The 15,895-nt window shown below is 55.9% G+C and carries 14 protein-coding genes; 12 read left to right on the top strand and 2 right to left on the bottom strand.

Annotated elements, in window-relative coordinates:
* Positions 1–11 precede the first annotated feature (11 nt).
* From grpE to WMO26_RS08815, 8 genes are all read left to right on the top strand, one after another.
* Positions 12–572: a nucleotide exchange factor GrpE gene (gene grpE, locus WMO26_RS08850; RefSeq protein WP_349219724.1), complete on the top strand. Its 561-nt coding sequence runs from the start codon at positions 12–14 to the stop codon at positions 570–572.
* A 63-nt stretch (positions 573–635) separates the two neighbouring features.
* Positions 636–2,477, top strand: coding sequence for a molecular chaperone DnaK (gene dnaK / locus WMO26_RS08845; RefSeq protein WP_349219722.1), 1,842 nt, complete (start codon positions 636–638; stop codon positions 2,475–2,477).
* Positions 2,478–2,630: 153 nt separating this feature from the next.
* Positions 2,631–3,797 carry a molecular chaperone DnaJ gene (gene dnaJ / locus WMO26_RS08840; protein WP_349219719.1) on the top strand — a complete coding sequence of 389 codons (1,167 nt, stop codon included), beginning with the start codon at positions 2,631–2,633 and terminating at the stop codon, positions 3,795–3,797.
* 256 nt (positions 3,798–4,053) lie between these two features.
* On the top strand, positions 4,054–4,785 hold the full coding sequence (locus WMO26_RS08835) for a hypothetical protein (protein WP_349219717.1): 732 nt from the start codon (positions 4,054–4,056) through the stop codon (positions 4,783–4,785).
* 54 nt (positions 4,786–4,839) lie between these two features.
* Positions 4,840–5,412, top strand: a complete 573-nt coding sequence (locus WMO26_RS08830; protein ID WP_349219715.1) for a CDP-alcohol phosphatidyltransferase family protein — start codon at positions 4,840–4,842, stop codon at positions 5,410–5,412.
* A gap of 141 nt (positions 5,413–5,553) precedes the next feature.
* The gene (locus tag WMO26_RS08825; RefSeq protein WP_349219713.1) at positions 5,554–7,872 is read left to right on the top strand and encodes an ATP-dependent Clp protease ATP-binding subunit; all 2,319 of its coding nucleotides are present in this window, start codon (positions 5,554–5,556) and stop codon (positions 7,870–7,872) included.
* Positions 7,869–8,636 carry an acyl-[acyl-carrier-protein] thioesterase gene (locus tag WMO26_RS08820; RefSeq protein ID WP_349219711.1) on the top strand — a complete coding sequence of 256 codons (768 nt, stop codon included), beginning with the start codon at positions 7,869–7,871 and terminating at the stop codon, positions 8,634–8,636. Before WMO26_RS08825 ends, WMO26_RS08820 begins: the two co-directional genes overlap by 4 nt.
* A 164-nt stretch (positions 8,637–8,800) precedes the next feature.
* Positions 8,801–9,397, top strand: coding sequence for a hypothetical protein (locus WMO26_RS08815; RefSeq protein ID WP_349219709.1), 597 nt, complete (start codon positions 8,801–8,803; stop codon positions 9,395–9,397).
* Between the two features lie 159 nt (positions 9,398–9,556).
* Here the strand turns inward: WMO26_RS08815 and fusA are convergent, their stop codons facing one another.
* Positions 9,557–11,620 (bottom strand): elongation factor G, encoded by a 2,064-nt coding sequence (gene fusA, locus WMO26_RS08810; RefSeq protein ID WP_349219707.1) that lies wholly within the window; start codon positions 11,618–11,620, stop codon positions 9,557–9,559.
* 413 nt (positions 11,621–12,033) lie between these two features.
* On the opposite strand from fusA, the gene WMO26_RS08805 reads away from it, so the two are divergent.
* From WMO26_RS08805 to WMO26_RS08790, 4 genes are read left to right on the top strand one after another with little or no spacing between them, the layout of a single operon-like run.
* Positions 12,034–12,615 carry an RNA polymerase sigma factor gene (locus WMO26_RS08805; protein ID WP_349219705.1) on the top strand — a complete coding sequence of 194 codons (582 nt, stop codon included), beginning with the start codon at positions 12,034–12,036 and terminating at the stop codon, positions 12,613–12,615.
* Entirely contained in the window at positions 12,569–13,138 is a 570-nt protein-coding gene (locus WMO26_RS08800) for an anti-sigma factor family protein (protein WP_349219703.1), read from the top strand. Before WMO26_RS08805 ends, WMO26_RS08800 begins: the two co-directional genes overlap by 47 nt.
* Complete coding sequence (locus WMO26_RS08795) at positions 13,135–13,773, top strand: hypothetical protein (RefSeq protein ID WP_349219701.1); 639 nt, start codon at positions 13,135–13,137, stop codon at positions 13,771–13,773. The genes WMO26_RS08800 and WMO26_RS08795 overlap by 4 nt, the downstream gene beginning before the upstream one ends.
* Positions 13,770–14,657, top strand: coding sequence for a hypothetical protein (locus tag WMO26_RS08790; RefSeq protein ID WP_349219699.1), 888 nt, complete (start codon positions 13,770–13,772; stop codon positions 14,655–14,657). Before WMO26_RS08795 ends, WMO26_RS08790 begins: the two co-directional genes overlap by 4 nt.
* Positions 14,658–14,819: 162 nt before the next feature.
* Here the strand turns inward: WMO26_RS08790 and WMO26_RS08785 are convergent, their stop codons facing one another.
* Positions 14,820–15,767, bottom strand: coding sequence for a helix-turn-helix domain-containing protein (locus WMO26_RS08785; RefSeq protein ID WP_349219697.1), 948 nt, complete (start codon positions 15,765–15,767; stop codon positions 14,820–14,822).
* Between the last annotated feature and the right edge of the window lie 128 nt (positions 15,768–15,895).

The raw sequence follows: 15,895 nt of genomic DNA, 5'->3' as shown, positions 1-15,895 counted from the left end.
TGGGACGCACATTGAAAAAGAAAGACGCAAAGGCGGAAACGAAGGCCGCGGAAAACGAGACGGTTCAAAACAAAGCGGCGGAAAATCAGGAGCAGGACACGGCGAAGGAGCCTGAGGCGGAAAATCCGTTGCAGGCGCAGGTGGAGCAGCTGCAAAAGGAGCTCAAAGAGCAAAAGGAGCTGCTGCTGCGCACGGCGGCGGAGTACGACAACTACCGCAAACGCACCGCCAAGGAAAAGGACGCTACTTGGAACGACGCGAAGGCGTCGACGGTTGCGGAGTTTCTCCCGGCGCTTGACAATCTGGAGCGGGCGCTGACCGCCCAGGGGGACGCGCAGGACATTAAGAAGGGTGTGGAAATGATCCACAAGCAGTTTCTCGATGCCCTTGCAAAGCTCAAGGTGGAGGAAATCCCCACGGTGGGCGAAACGCTCGACCCGTCCTTGCATCATGCGGTGATGCATGTGGAGGACGAGGAAGCGGGAGACGGCGAAATCGTCGAGTGCTTCCAGAAGGGCTATAAAACCGGCGACCGGGTCATCCGTTACAGCATGGTCAAGGTAGCCAATTAACGTTCGCAGCGTTTTTCATAGATTCACAGATAGAAAATCAAACCGTTTAGGAGGAATTTCAGTATGGCAAAGGTAATCGGCATAGATTTGGGTACGACGAACAGCTGTGTAGCCGTCATCGAGGGCGGCGAACCGGTCGTCATTACCAACGCGGAAGGCGCGCGTACCACCCCGTCGGTGGTGGCGCTTTCTAAGAACGGCGAACGCATGGTGGGCCAGGTGGCAAAGCGCCAGGCCATCACCAACCCTGACCGCACCATCGCTTCCATTAAGAGGGACATGGGCACCAACCGCAAGGTCACCATCGACGGCAAGGCCTATACGCCCCAGGAAATCTCCGCCATGATCCTGCAAAAGCTCAAGGCGGACGCGGAAGCGTACCTGGGCGAGAAGGTATCCGAGGCGGTCATCACGGTTCCGGCTTACTTCTCCGACGCCCAGCGCCAGGCCACCAAGGACGCGGGTACCATCGCGGGCCTGGAGGTCAAGCGCATTATTAACGAACCCACTGCCGCGGCGCTCGCCTACGGCATTGATAAGGAAACCGATCAAAAGGTTATGGTCTACGACCTGGGCGGCGGCACCTTCGACGTGTCTATCATCGAGATGGGCGACGGCGTGCAGGAGGTCCTGGCCACTGCCGGCAACAACCGCCTGGGCGGCGACGACTTCGACCAGCGGGTCATCAACTGGATGGTACAGAACTTTAAGGCGGAAACCGGCGTGGACCTGTCGAATGACAAGATGGCCATGCAGCGATTAAAGGAAGCGGCGGAAAAAGCAAAGATCGAGCTGTCCGGCGTGACCACCAGCCAGATCAACCTCCCCTTCATCACCGCCGACGCCACCGGCCCGAAGCATCTGGACATGACGCTTACCCGTGCCAAGTTCAACGAGCTGACCGCGGATCTGGTGGAAAACACCATGGGCCCGGTTCGCCAGGCCCTCAAGGACTCCGGCCTTTCCGTAAACGAGCTGGATAAGATCCTTCTGGTGGGCGGCTCGAGCCGCATTCCCGCGGTGCAGGAAGCCATCAAGAAGTTCACCGGCAAAGAGCCCTTCAAGGGCATCAACCCCGACGAATGCGTGGCCATCGGTGCGGCGCTCCAGGCAGGCGTTTTGGGCGGCGAGGTTAAGGGCCTGCTGCTTCTGGACGTTACGCCTTTGTCCCTGGGCATCGAGACCATGGGCGGCGTCATGACCAAGGTCATCGACCGCAACACCACCATCCCCACCAAGAAGAGCCAGGTGTTCTCCACCGCTGCCGACGGGCAGACTTCCGTGGAAGTCCATGTTCTGCAGGGCGAGCGCGAGTTCGCCCGTGACAATAAGACCCTGGGCATGTTCCGTCTCGACGGCATCCCGGCCGCGCCCCGCGGCGTGCCGCAGATCGAGGTCACCTTCGACATCGACGCAAACGGCATCGTCCATGTGTCCGCCAAGGACCTGGGCACCGGCAAGGAACAGCACATCACCATCACCTCCAATACCAACATGAGCAAGGACGACATTGAAAAAGCGGTCAAGGACGCCGAGCAGTTCGCAGCGGAAGACAAGAAGCGCCGCGAAGAGGTAGACACGAAGAACGCCGCCGACCAGATGGTGTACCAGGCGGAGAAGACCCTCACCGAAGCAGGCGACAAGATTGATGCGGCGGAAAAAGACGCGGTCCAGAAGGACATTGACGCCCTCAAGGAAGCGCTCAAGGGAACCGACGTGGAGATGATCAAGGCCGCCCAGGAGAAGTTGCAGCAGTCGCTGATGAAGGTGGGCGAGAAAATCTATAACGCCGCTCAGCAGCAAGCTTCCTCCGGTGCCGGCACGCCCAACGACGGCCCCAAGACCGATGAAAACGGCAACGTTTACGACGCAGAGTTCCACGACGTGGATGACGACAAGAAATAAGAAACCCGTTTGAACCAAACCGGGCGACGTACCGCGTAAGGGGGAGTTTCCTCCTTACGCGTTCGCCTGTTTATGGAAGAGCGGTTACATAGCAGACGCATGTGGCCGCCCGGCGGCCACGACCCATGACTTTTCATACAAGGCGGGATTACTTTGGCTCAAAAACGCGACTATTACGAAGTACTCGGCGTGGAAAAAAACGCGTCGGAGGACGAAATCAAAAAGGCCTATCGCAAGATGGCAAAACAATACCATCCGGATCTAAACCCCGGCGACAAAGATGCCGAGGCCAAGTTCAAGGAGGTTAACGAAGCCTACGAGGTTCTCTCGGACAGCAACAAAAAGGCGCGTTACGATCAATTTGGCCATGCCGGAGTAGACCCCAGCTATGGCGCGGGCGGCGGGTACGGCGCCGGCGGTTATGGAGGCGGCGGCTTCGGCGGCTTTGACTTCGGCGACATGGGGGACTTAGGCGATATCTTCGGCTCCATCTTCGGCGGGGGCAGCAGCCGCTCTGCCAACCCCAACGCTCCAAGACGCGGCGCGGACATCAACACCGCCGTCACCATCTCCTTTGAGGAGGCGGCCAAGGGCTGCAAGGTGGAGGTAAACGCACCGCGGGTGGAGAACTGCCCGGAATGCGGCGGTTCGGGTGCAGCAAAGGGGACTTCCCCGAAAACCTGTCCGGAATGCGGAGGCAGAGGCCAGGTCCGGGTGACCCAGCGCACCCCCTTCGGCGTGATGCAGACCCAGCGCACCTGTTCGAAATGCCGGGGCAAGGGCAAGATCATCGACACACCCTGTAAAAACTGCAGCGGCACCGGCCAGATCCGACGTTCGCGGCGGCTGGAGGTCACTATCCCGGCTGGTATCGACGATGGCCAGGGCGTCAACCTGCGGGGCCAGGGCGACTACGGCGCCAACGGCGGCCCGGCGGGCGACCTGCACATTACCGTCAACGTGCGGCCCCATCCTCTCTTTGAGCGGGACGGGTTCGATGTGTGGTGCGAGATTCCCCTGACCTTCTCCCAGGCGGCTCTGGGGGCGGACATCACGGTTCCTACCCTGGACGGCAAAGTCAGCTACCACGTGCACGAGGGCACCCAGCCTGGGGACGTGTTTAAGCTCAAGGACCGGGGTATTCCCCACTTAAACGGCCGGGGCAAGGGCAGCCAGTTTGTCCGGGTGACCATCGAGGTCCCCAAGAACCTGACCGAAAAGCAAAAGGAACTGCTCAAGGAATTCGAGTCGAACGCTTCCGACCACAATTACCAAAAGCGCAAGGGCTTTTTCGACAAGCTCAAGGATTTTATCAGTTAAGGGGAAGCTTCGTGCGGCATGCGGCCTATCGGCTGCATGCCGGTTTTCGTATGGGATAGGCTACAACATTTTGGGGCAAAATGCAGCATATGCTTGTAAATACGGCGGCGATTGTGCTATAGTATATTTGTTACGCCTATGGCAGTTTTGGGAAAAACCGATGGTTGGTTTTAATCAGCAGTGTTTTTCTTTTTTGCTACGTCTAAGAAAAGCAAGTGTACTTCTCATTTTGCCTGAAAGGGGCCTGTTTTTTGATATGGGACTTTTTCTCGATCTGATTCTCGTTGCGCTGGCGTTTTTGCTCATTTGGTCGGCGGCAAGGCGGGGATTTACCTCTATTTTTATCCGCACGGTGGGGAACATTGCGGTATTCTTCGCGGCGGTGTTTCTTTCCTTCGCGGCGGCGGACTGGCTGTTTGACGCAGGCTTGCGTAACGCCTTGGTAGACCGGGTACAGGTACAGCTGGCCACCGTTTCCTCCACCGAATTGGAGGACATCATCGGGCAGGCGGTTGCGGGCCTTCCTGGCTTCCTTTCCTCGCTCATCGAAAGTTTTGGCTATTCGGTGCAGGATTTGGCGCCGCAGATTCAGGAGTCCATCGCCGGGCAAAGCGCCGCGGCGGCGGCAGCCATTGTGGACACGGTGGTAAAACCGGTGGTCATCCTCATGCTGCGCGGTATCCTGCTTTTGGTATTCCTGATTTTGGGCTGGTTTCTCATCCGGCTTTTATCCCGTACGGCCAACCTGGTGGTCAACATTCCGATTGTGCGGGGCGTCAACCGGTTTTTGGGCGGAGTCTTGGGGCTACTAAACGCCGCCATTATGGCGCTGTGTGTCACGGCGCTGTGCTGGTTTGCCATAACCTTGTGGGGAGACACCATCCCCTTCCTGAATACCCAGACCATCGAAAGCTCTTACCTGTTCCGCTTTGTCCTCGATCACAACATTCTGTTGCAGTTTACCGAAGGGCTGTTCGCGGCTGTTTAAAAGAACGAATCGGCAAACAGAATGAATTGCTCTTCGGAAGGAATGATATCCGATATGTCTTACTTTAAAAAGAATTTGACTATCCCGAACCTGCTGTCGGTGTTCCGGATTTTGCTGATCCCGCTGTTTATCTATCTGTACCTAGAACGTTCGGCGGTGGACTACGGGATTTCCGCGGGCGTGGTGCTTCTCATCTCCGGCGCTACCGACATGCTCGACGGCTATATTGCCCGGCATTTCAATCAAATCACCCAGCTCGGGCAGATTCTTGACCCCATTGCCGACAAGCTTACTCAGGCGACGGTGGTCATCTGCATCGCGATCATGCATCAGCAGAATAAATTTTTGATCCCTCTGGTGCTGATCTTCCTTGCAAAGGAAATCCTCATGGGCATCGGCAGCCTGGTGCTTCTGCGCCGGGGCGCACGGCCTACCGCGGCGTTGTGGTTCGGCAAGGTGGCGACCATGGTGTTCTACGCGGTGATGCTGGTCATTGTTTTTATCCCGGCTATGAACGATTTGGCCATCACCATTCTGGTGGCAATCGTAGCGGCGTTCATGGTGTTCGCCTTGATCCGGTATGCCATGCTCTTCTTTCAACTGCTCAAGGCAACGCCAAAAAAATAACGGTTCAAAGGCGGCGCGGCCTGTAACAAATGTGGCCGGGCCCCTTTTCTTTCGCAAACGGATACGCAAAACTCGGACGAGTTGGGCGATGTTCCCTATATTTGTACCGCGTCCCATTGGGATGCAGGGGGGTAATCAATCATGATGTGCAGCAGATGCAAAAAACGCATGGCGGTTGTGTTCATCACCCGCATGGAAGGCGACAAAAGCTATAACGAAGGCCTCTGCCTGGTGTGCGCAAAGGAACTGGGTATCAAGCCGGTCAACGACCTGATGAACAAGATGGGAGTCAGCGACTCCGATATTGAGAATCTAAGCGAACAGATGACGGACATGATTAGTGCCGCAGGCGACCCGGACGATGAAAACTTTGAGCCGGGCGGAGCAGCTACCTATCCGTTTTTGCAAAACCTCTTCGGCGCCCAGCCCGGGTCGGAAGAGGAAGAGTTGGAGCATGTGGTCGGGGAAGTAGACGGCGAGGAGGAGTCGGCACCCAAGCGGGGACGCCGGTCAAAGGAAAAGAACGGCAAAAAGCGCAAGTATTTGGACATGTACTGCACCAACCTCACCGAGAAGGCCAAGCGCTCAGAGCTCGACGCCATCATCGGCCGGGACCAGCAGATTTACCGGGTCATTCAGATTCTTTCCCGCCGCACGAAAAACAACCCTTGCCTGATCGGTGAGCCGGGTGTGGGCAAAACCGCCATTGCCGAGGGCCTGGCGCTTCGTATTGCGGCAGGGGATGTGCCCATGCGGCTGGCGAAAAAGGAAATCCACCTGCTGGACCTGACGGCTCTGGTGGCGGGGACCCAGTTTCGCGGCCAGTTTGAAAGCCGCATCAAAGGCCTGATCGACGAAGTAAAGGCCGACGGCAACGTAATCTTATTCATTGACGAGGTGCATAACCTGGTGGGTACCGGCGACGCGGAAGGCTCCATGAATGCGGCGAACATCTTAAAGCCCGCCTTGTCCCGGGGAGAGATCCAGGTAATCGGCGCCACTACCTTTACCGAATACCGCAAGTATATCGAGAAGGATTCCGCCTTGGAACGCCGGTTCCAGCCGGTGACGGTGGAGGAACCTTCGATAAAGGAAACGGTGGAGATGCTCAAGGGCATCAAGCACTATTATGAAGCCTACCACCGGGTTTCCATTCCGGATTCGCTTCTTGCCACCGCCGTTTCCCTTTCGGAACGGTACATTACCGACCGCTTTTTGCCTGACAAGGCCATCGACCTGTTGGACGAAGCCTGCGCCCATGCTTCTTTGCGCAATACCGTGATTCTAGAGTACGACAAGGCGGTGGAACGGGCCAAGGAGCTGAGCGAGCGGGAAGAAAGCATGGCGGAGGACCCGGAATTTACCGATTACGAGACTCTCGCCTCGGTGCGGGCCCAAATCGCCCAACTTCAGACGAAAATCGACGAGCTGGCGCCGACGGCGCTTGGCAATGCTGTGACCAAGGGCGACCTTGCCAAGGTCGTGGAGCTGTGGACGGGGATTCCCGCCGCTCGGGTAGAGCAGTCGGAGCTTAAACGGCTGTCTCACTTAGAGGAGGCACTCGGCAAGAAAATCATCGGCCAGTCGGAAGCGGTGTCCGCCGTGGCGGCTGCCGTGCGCCGTAGCCGTGTGCAGATCAGTACACGCCGCCGGCCGGCTTCCTTCATTTTCGTTGGCCCCACCGGCGTGGGCAAAACGGAATTGGTGAAGGTGCTGGCGGCCGAGCTCTTCGATACGCCGGAGACGCTCATCCGTCTGGACATGTCCGAATTCATGGAAAAGCATTCGGTTTCCCGCATCATCGGTTCTCCTCCTGGCTATGTGGGGTACGACGAGGCGGGGCAGCTGACCGAGAAGGTCCGCCGCAAGCCCTATTCGGTGCTGCTGTTCGACGAAATCGAGAAGGCGCATCCGGATGTGATGAACATTCTGCTGCAAATTCTCGACGAGGGTAAGGTGACCGACGCCCATGGCCGGACGGTGAATTTTGAAAATACGGTCATTGTCATGACCTCTAACGCCGGCAGCCGGGATACCAACGCGCTGGGCTTCGCCAAGTCCGCCTACGACGCCAGCCGGGACCGGGCGCTCAAAGCCCTGTCCGACTTCTTGCGCCCTGAATTTATGAGCCGGGTGGACGAAATCGTAGTGTTCCGGCCCTTGGACGCGGAGGACCTGAAAAAGATCGCAGAGCTGATGCTGGGCGAGCTCAAAGAGGCCGTGGATGAAAAGGGGATCTCTATTTCCTGGGACGAGGCGGTCACCGCGCTGCTGGCGAAACTGGCGGGGCACGGCAAGCATGGCGCTCGGGACCTGCGCAGCATCATCCGCCGGGAGGTGGAGGATCGCATTGCCACCATTCTGGTGAACCAGTGCGACAATCCACCCAGTGTGCTCAAGCTGCAGGCAAAGGGAGAGCATGTCTCGGTAACGGCTGAATCAGGAGGGGATTCTCTGTGAGCGAATTTGTCGGCGGATATCCGCCTCAATATACCATGCCCGGGCACGTGGGAACCTTTGACGGGGACCAGCACCGGCACTTAAAGCCCTCTTCCATCCTCAAGTACCAGCAGGAGGTGGGAGAGCTGCATCTGTCAGGCGGGAACATGTCCTACGCCCAGCTTTATGACAACGGGCTGGTGTTTGTTCTGTCCCGTACCAGCTGCAAAATTTATCGTCCGCTTACGCTGGAGGAACGGTTTTCCCTGACCACCTGGCACCGGGAAAACAAAGGGGCTCAGTTCATCCGCTGCTACCGCTTCACGGATGCGAAGGGAGAGACAGCGGTGGAATCGGTGACGACCTTTGCGATGATCGACCCACATACCCACCGGGTGCTTCGGCCAAAGGTATTCTTCGAAAAGTACGACATTCACATGCAGCCGCTCGAAAGCGTGGGCGCATCCGACCCGGGCAAGCTCATCCTCCCAGACGGGCTGCCGCAGGTGGGCGTGCGCACTGTGCGCTATTCGGATACCGATTACAACGGCCATCTTAACAACACCGTTTACGCGGACCTGCTGACCGATTTTATTCCCGGCAGCATGGACGGGCGGGTTTTGACCGGGTATCAGATTTCCTTTCTCAAGGAAGCCTTGGAAGGCGAAGAAATCGCCATCCACGCGGGGGCGGACGAGAGCGGAGAAAACGCCTTCCTGTTTCGCGGCGTGACCCAGCGGGGCATTTGCTTTGAGGGGCGCTGCACGGTGGAGGAAAGCAAATAATAAAAACAGCCTGCCTTTTTATAGGCAGGCTGTTTTGTTAAAATCACGTTGTTTTTGCGTCTGTTATCTGATAGACTGGATGTGAATAATAGTTTTCATGACAAGGGAAAGATCGCCTGATTTTCTAAGATAGCAACGCAGAGGAATCAGAAGGAGTCTATGCTATGATAAAATGGTCTTGGAAACCACATCGGTTCCCTCTTTTTCTTTTGCTGGTGCTCTTGGCGGGCGGAATCTGGTACGCGGTGGATTACGCCCTCTATGCAAACATCGGCTTTTCCGACGCGATTTCTCTCAAAGCAGAGGAAATTGAATCCATGGAAATTGACGCTTGGCTCTATGCGCGATATGAAACCCCTGATACCGCATACATCGCTCAGGTTCTTGAGGAATTGGATACCTTTCGTTTTCACAGACGTTCCAGATCGCCCTTGCACCGTGTCGGAGGCTGGAGCTACTCTCTGGAGTTTACTGTGAAAGGCGGCGGGCGCATTCGCTATACCTTGGATACGGGCTTTTCCTGCTTTGATGGATATGATAAGCCATGTATCACCGGCGGATATTCTGTAGACGATCTGAATCGCATGTATGCGCTGATGGAGGAGATCTACTATTATGTAGCCGAGCACGGCTCGCTCACCTATGCGCCAGATCCTACGGAAAGAGGTCCCTATGCGCGACCATACCCCTACACCCCGTCCGCCCTTCCGGAATCCTCCGCTCCCCTCCCCTCCCAATCGGCTTCTTCCACGTCCTCTTAAAGAAAGGTGCGGCTGGGCGGGAATTCTTCTGTTCCCGGTAAGGCATCCTCCCATAGCTGATGTATGTGCGCGTTCCCAGCGCCCATGCTGCCTCTGAGAAACACAAAAACCAGCCCTGTCCGGAAACAGACAGGGCTGATTTCTTTTTATTCTGTACGTTTATTCGGCTTTCTTTGCTTCCTCAATGACCTTCTGGGCCACAAAGGGAGGCGCTTCCTCGTAACGCTCAAAGGTCAAGGTAAAATGCCCGCGGCCATGGGCCACCTGGCGCAGATAGGTGGTAAAGTCCGCCATTTCCGCCACCGGCACCTCGGCGCTGACTTCCTGCAAACCGTCCGGACCCGCATCCATACCCAACACGCGGCCGCGGCGCTTGTTGACTTCCCCGATGATGTCGCCCATCTTCGCCTCCGGCACGTACACCTTCAGGCTGCCGATGGGTTCGAGGAGAACCGGGCCCGCCTGAGGGATACCCGCCTTGTAAGCGAGGCTGGCCGCCATTTTAAAGGACATTTCTGAAGAGTCCACTGGGTGGTAGGAGCCGTCCACCAATGTGGCCTTCAGGCCCACCATGGGATAGCCCGCCAGCACGCCTGCCTGTACACAGTCACGTAGACCCTTTTCCACCGCCGGGAAGAAGTTCTTGGGCACCGCGCCGCCGAACACCTTTTCTTCAAACACCAGATCATCCCCATCGCAGGGTTCGAACTCGATCCACACGTCGCCGAACTGGCCGTGGCCGCCCGATTGCTTCTTATGCCGGCCCTGGACCTTCACCTTCTTGCGGATGGTTTCCCGGTAGGCAATCTTAGGTGCGGAAAGCTCCACGTCCACACCAAACTTCTGCTTGAGCTTGGAAACAATCACGTCCAGATGCTGCTCGCCCAGGCCGCTTAGAATCATCTGATGGGTCTCGATATTGTTTTCCACCCGGATGGTGGGGTCTTCTTCCTTGAGTCTTGCCAAACCCGCCGCAATCTTTTCCTCATCGCCCTTTGCCTTGGGCGTGACCGCCTTGGAAAGGCTGGGTGCCGGGAAGTCGATTCCCGCCAAAGTAACCGGACGGGACACAGCCGCCAAGGTATCGCCGGTGTTGGCAGAGGTAAGCTTCGCCACTGCGCCGATATCTCCAGCTACCACGCAAGGCGTATCCTCCTGCTTTTTGCCTCGGATGGTCAACAGCTTGCCGATTTTCTCAGTAGCCCCGGTACGGGAATTGACCATCTGGGTTTCCGGCGTCATCTTGCCAGAGATCACTTTAAAATAGGAAAGCTTGCCCACGAAGGGATCGGCCACTGTTTTGAAAACAATCGCGGCGGTGGGCTCGCTCTCGTTCACTTTCAGCTCCACTGCGTCGCCGGAAGGGGTCTCCCCCATCTCGCCCGCCGCTTCCTCTGCCGAGGGAGCCAGGGACACAATGTTATCCATCAAAAGACCAACGCCGTCGAGAGTGGATGCGGAACCGCCCAACACCGGGGTAATTTCCCCGTTGCGCACACCGGAGGAAACCCCAGCAATCAGCTCCTCGGAGGTAAACTCCTCGCCGCTGAAATACTTTTCCATCAATTCTTCGCTGGTCTGTGCCACGGCTTCCGCTATGGCATCGCGCATTTCGCTTAAGCGGTCATCCACGTCGGGCATGGGGACCTCATGCCGTTTGCCGCCGCTGCAGGAATAGGCCTTGAGCTTCAAAAGATCCACAAAGCAGTCGATCTTGCCGTTTTCCACATGGGGCATAATAATCGGGCAGACCGTCACACCGAACGCGTCCTTGAGGGACTGGTAGCTTTTGAAAAAATCGCTGTTCTCTTCGTCGAGACGGCTGATGAAGAAGTATTTCGGGATACCGCGCTTCTCCGCCGCCTTGTATCCTTTTTCCGCGCCAACGGATGCGCCGGTCTTGCCGGATACCACGATCACTGCCAGCTCTGCCGCGCGGATTCCCTCGCACAGGCCGCCTGCAAAGTCGAACAGGCCGGGCGTGTCGATCACATTGATCTTTTTATTCAACCATTCCAGCGGCGCGACCGCCGTGGAAACGGAAGTTTTGCGTTTGATTTCCTCCGGGTCAAAGTCGCACACGGTATTGCCGTCGGCTACCTTGCCCAGGCGGTCCGTCGCTCCTGCGAGAAACAACATGGCCTCTGCCAGAGAGGTCTTTCCTGAGTCGCCATGTCCCGTAAGAACAACATTACGAATGTCTTTGGCCGAATACTGTTTCAAGGTAAGATTCCCCTTCCGATGTACTTATTTGCACGAACTTGGCATCTTTGCCATTTCGGTATCGCCATGTTTCACAGTTCCAAAATACCGACAGGGATAATTATAGCGTATTTGCCCACACAATTCAAGAAAAATTAGCGCATTTCATAAAAATTTTCTTAGCTCATGAATTTTTATCGTTTGAATTGTGCAATTGTGACAGTATTTCCTTCTTTGTGTGACTGCTACCCATAAATATGCGGCGCTTGTCCCGAGTATACCGAAGACGGTGTGCAACATTTGCAAAAATGCCGGAATCCGTGCGGAGAAACTGCCGACTATTTCCATGGGCGATTTTGCAGGGTTTTGTTTTCGGCCCGCGTCTATTATACTGGTACCAAGGAAACGAAATTCAAAGGATGGGAGGAAAGCCGATGGCCCATGCAGAAGAACTGGTCGCAAGGATTTTATCCGGCGAAAAAGAACTGTTTGAAGAGATCGTCAAACAGTACCAGGGCCTGCTCTACTCCATCGCTTATTCCATCCTGCGAGATGAAATGGAAGCGGAAAATGTGGCACAGGAGGCGTTTATCCACGCGTATCTGTCGCTGGACCGGTACGAGGGGCGTGGCTTTAAAACCTGGATCTGCCGCATTGCGACCAACAAAGCGATCGACGTTAAGCGGAAATGGACCCGACATCTCCAGCATACCACGGAATTCCCTGAGAACGGGAATGAGCCTTCGGGCGGAGAATTTGAGGAGGATGTGGAGCTTCGCGACGAGTACCGGAAACTCCTGACGGTGATCGACAGTCTCCCGGAACGGTACGCCAGGGTGGTCCGGCTGCGGCATATGGAAGGCCGCAGCGTGGCGCAGATCGCCGCCATCACTGGCCAGGCACAAAAAACCGTGGAATCCCAGCTCTACCGGGCCAAACAGATGATTAAAAGAAAGTGGGGTGAGAATTGTGACGAAGCATTACGACGAGGCGCAGTGGCGGCAATACATAGATAACACCTTGGACGAGGAACGCCGGGACGAAATGGAAGCGCATCTCTTCGGCTGCGACCATTGTCTTCAAACGTTTACCGGTCTGCTGGAAGGGCAAAAGGTTTGTGGGGTGGACTTCGCCGATGAGGTGATGGATTCCCTGCCTGCGGTACGGCCCGTTCCCAAGCCAGTGCTCAAAACGGTGACGCCACAATTTCGCAGGAGGATGATCTGGTGTTACACGGCTGCGGCCGTGGCCACACTGGTCATCACCTTCACCGGCGCTTTCACAAACTTCGGCGAAGGCCTGGCCCAGGCTCTGCCCGCCAGCGCCAACGCACTGACTCAGTTTACCGGGCAGATTACCACGGGGCTCAACTCCATGGCCGCACCCAAGCCTACGCAAAAGGAAGAGGAACATCTCAACCAAGACGCTTACGAAGGCAAGGAAGAAGATTCCCCTAAGCTTTACGACATACTGGCCGACTGGCTCAAGGGCAGCAACGCAAAGGCCTCATCCCAATCCGAAAAGGAGACGACGAAATGAAAACAAAAAGCACCTTCCTGACCATTCTCTTTTCTTTTCTGCCCGGCGCGGGCCACATGTACCTGGGTCTGATCAAACAGGGCATTCAGCTGATGGTCCTCTTTTTCGGAACCATCTTTTTAAGCAGCCTTACCGTCAGCTTCTTCGGGAACGTTTTTTCCCTGCTGCTGTTCTTTCTGCCGGTCTTCTTCTGCTACAGCATTTTTGACGCGGTAACCAAGAAGAACCTGATCAATCAGCAGCTGGTGGACCCCCGGCAGATGGCCCAGGAAAATCTGGGCATCTTCGAATGGCTCCACCTTCCTGACAAGTTTACGCCCAAAGGCAAGAGCTGGGGCAAAATTCTGGCCTGGATCCTGATTGTGCTGGGCGTGCTCTTCCTGCTTAACAATGGCTTTAACATCGTCCTGGATATGATCCTTTCTTCCAATAACTATTCCAGCGAACAGATCAACCGAATTTTCAATCTCATCCGTAGCATCCGCAATCTCTTCTGGCAGATTCTTGTGGCCGGCGCTCTGATTTTCGGCGGTGTTTATCTGCTCAAAGCCACTAAGCCTAAGGCCCCTAAGGAGGAGGATATTCCCTATTACGAGCAGGACCTACATTCTGACACGAAGGAGGAAGACAAATGAGGCGCTGGCGCGTAGGCAACATTTCCATGGCGGCGATCCTGATTGTAGCGGGAGTGCTGCTGCTGGTTTCCAACTTTACCGACCTAAACTTCGGCAAGGCCATTGCCATCGGCTGGCCCATCATCATGATCCTCCTAGGGATTGAAATGCTCCTCTACCTCTACTTTTCCAAAGATGAAAAACCCCGCATTCAGTTTGACGGTTTGAGCATCTTCTTCGTTTGCTTGATTCTGGTGGGCAGCCTGATTGCCTACGGCGTCACCGCTGTTTTCCAAAGCGACGTGACCAAGGTATGGCTGGAGGAAAGGATGGACCGGTACCAGTACTCGGTCGCCGTATCGGATAAGATCGATGCTTCCGATGCCACGACGCTGACCCTGGACGACCAGAGCGCCGACGTAAAGATAATACCTTCCAACCAACTGCGGGTTACCCGTAACATTACGGTGCGTTATAATGACAAGGAGGCCTGCGACCAGCTGCTTACCCTGTACCGGGACAATGTAAAAACCGTGTCTGAGGACGGTACAATGACCATCACAGGAGGCCCAAGCTCCATGAATTATAATATGACCGGCGCACGGCTTTATGTGGAGTATGTCGTCGAGAAACCGGACGCGGTACGCCTGAACCTGATCAACTACAGGGGCCTTTCAACGCTTGGGGATACGGTTCCCAATCTCTATACCGGGCGGTATGAGGATGGACGCTTGACCTCATATGAGGAACTGCACAATCCCTCTTACGGCGATTCTTATGATCCGTATTCCAGCAGACCTGAAGACGGAAACGATTCTCCTCAATCGGATTCTTCCTACTCGGAATCTTCCCAGCTGGAATCGTCCGAACCCCTAGACGTTTCTTCCCTCCCGGCCGAGTCCTGATTCTCCTTTCGCCTTTCTTCGCAAGCAGGTACGACTTATTCCTCCCCTCGTTTGCAGCGCAGGGTTGAAAAAATGCAGTTAGCAAACCGAAAAAGCCTGGCATCCAAGCTTGGATGCCAGGCTTTTTCCCGCATGAATCTCTTCCTGTTCGCATAGGTTTCCTTAGCGTATCACGCGGTGGTTCGGGACTTTGCTCACTTCCTCCTGCGGCTCGCAGGGCGGCGCCTCGCCGGTGGCTAGCGCAAGGCGCATGGTGGCAAAGTAATGGGCCTGCTTGTAATCCCCCAGCTCAATGGCACATTGCTCCATATTCTGGTACAGGGAAGGCCGCAGCGCGTGCCTAGGCAGGTCCGCCCAGCATTCGTCCGCTTCCCGGAAGAGACAAAGGGCTTCGTCCCACTTTCCGCGCCCCATAGCCACGCGGCCTTGCAGCAGCTTGATACGCCCCATGTCTATGCTTTCGCTGTACCCTCCCCCTTCCAGCGACTTCAGCACAATCTGCGCCTGATCGAAATTGCCCTCGTTTAAGTACATCTCGGCGTTGATGAGGGAGGAATGGGCGCTGAGAAAAGAGGACTGCAGCGCGCTCTGGTACTGCATAAAGTAATCCCAGCCCTCGTTTGTCACCTCGTCGAGGCACAGCAGAGCTTCCGCTTTGATGGACTGAGAACCATAGATGGTGTCGTCGTTGAACGCGATGGCATTCCCGGCATGCCCGCGTACCTGGTCAAAGTCCCCCGCCAAAAGCGCCTCCTGCGCCAGCTTCAGGCTAGCCTTCGCTTTGAGGGCGTTCGCTTCGTCAGCAAATTCCTCTTCCACCCGAGAGAGCGCCGCCATGCACGGCTTTAATTTTCCTTGGCGGTAGAGCCGCTTCGCCTCCGCCAGATCAGCTGCTACCCCCTGCGTTTCTTCACTCTCCAGCAGGGTGGAAACAGGCACCTCCAGCACCTTCGCCAAATATGCAAGCGTGCGTACCGACGGGGTGGCCGTGCCGCTTTCGATCTGGCTGAGCATGTTACGGGTGATGAAATCTCCTACCACTTCCCGCTGCGTCAATTTCTTTGCGAGACGCAGCTCCTTGATTTTCTGACCAAGAGCCTGCTTTGACATTTCTCTCACCACCTTGCGCAAAGTAAATCTTGTTTACATAAGTATTTTATCAGATTTGAAAGAGAATTACAAGGGGCGTATGCGAAAATTTCCTCGAAAAAATTGTCCTTTTTCGACGGCGCACTCTG

The organism is Solibaculum intestinale (assembly GCF_040096205.1).
Classification (GTDB): Bacteria; Bacillota; Clostridia; order Oscillospirales; family Acutalibacteraceae; genus Solibaculum_A; species Solibaculum_A intestinale.
The sequence above is the reverse complement of the archived record's forward strand: the minus strand, read 5'-3'. Positions and strand labels throughout refer to the sequence as shown.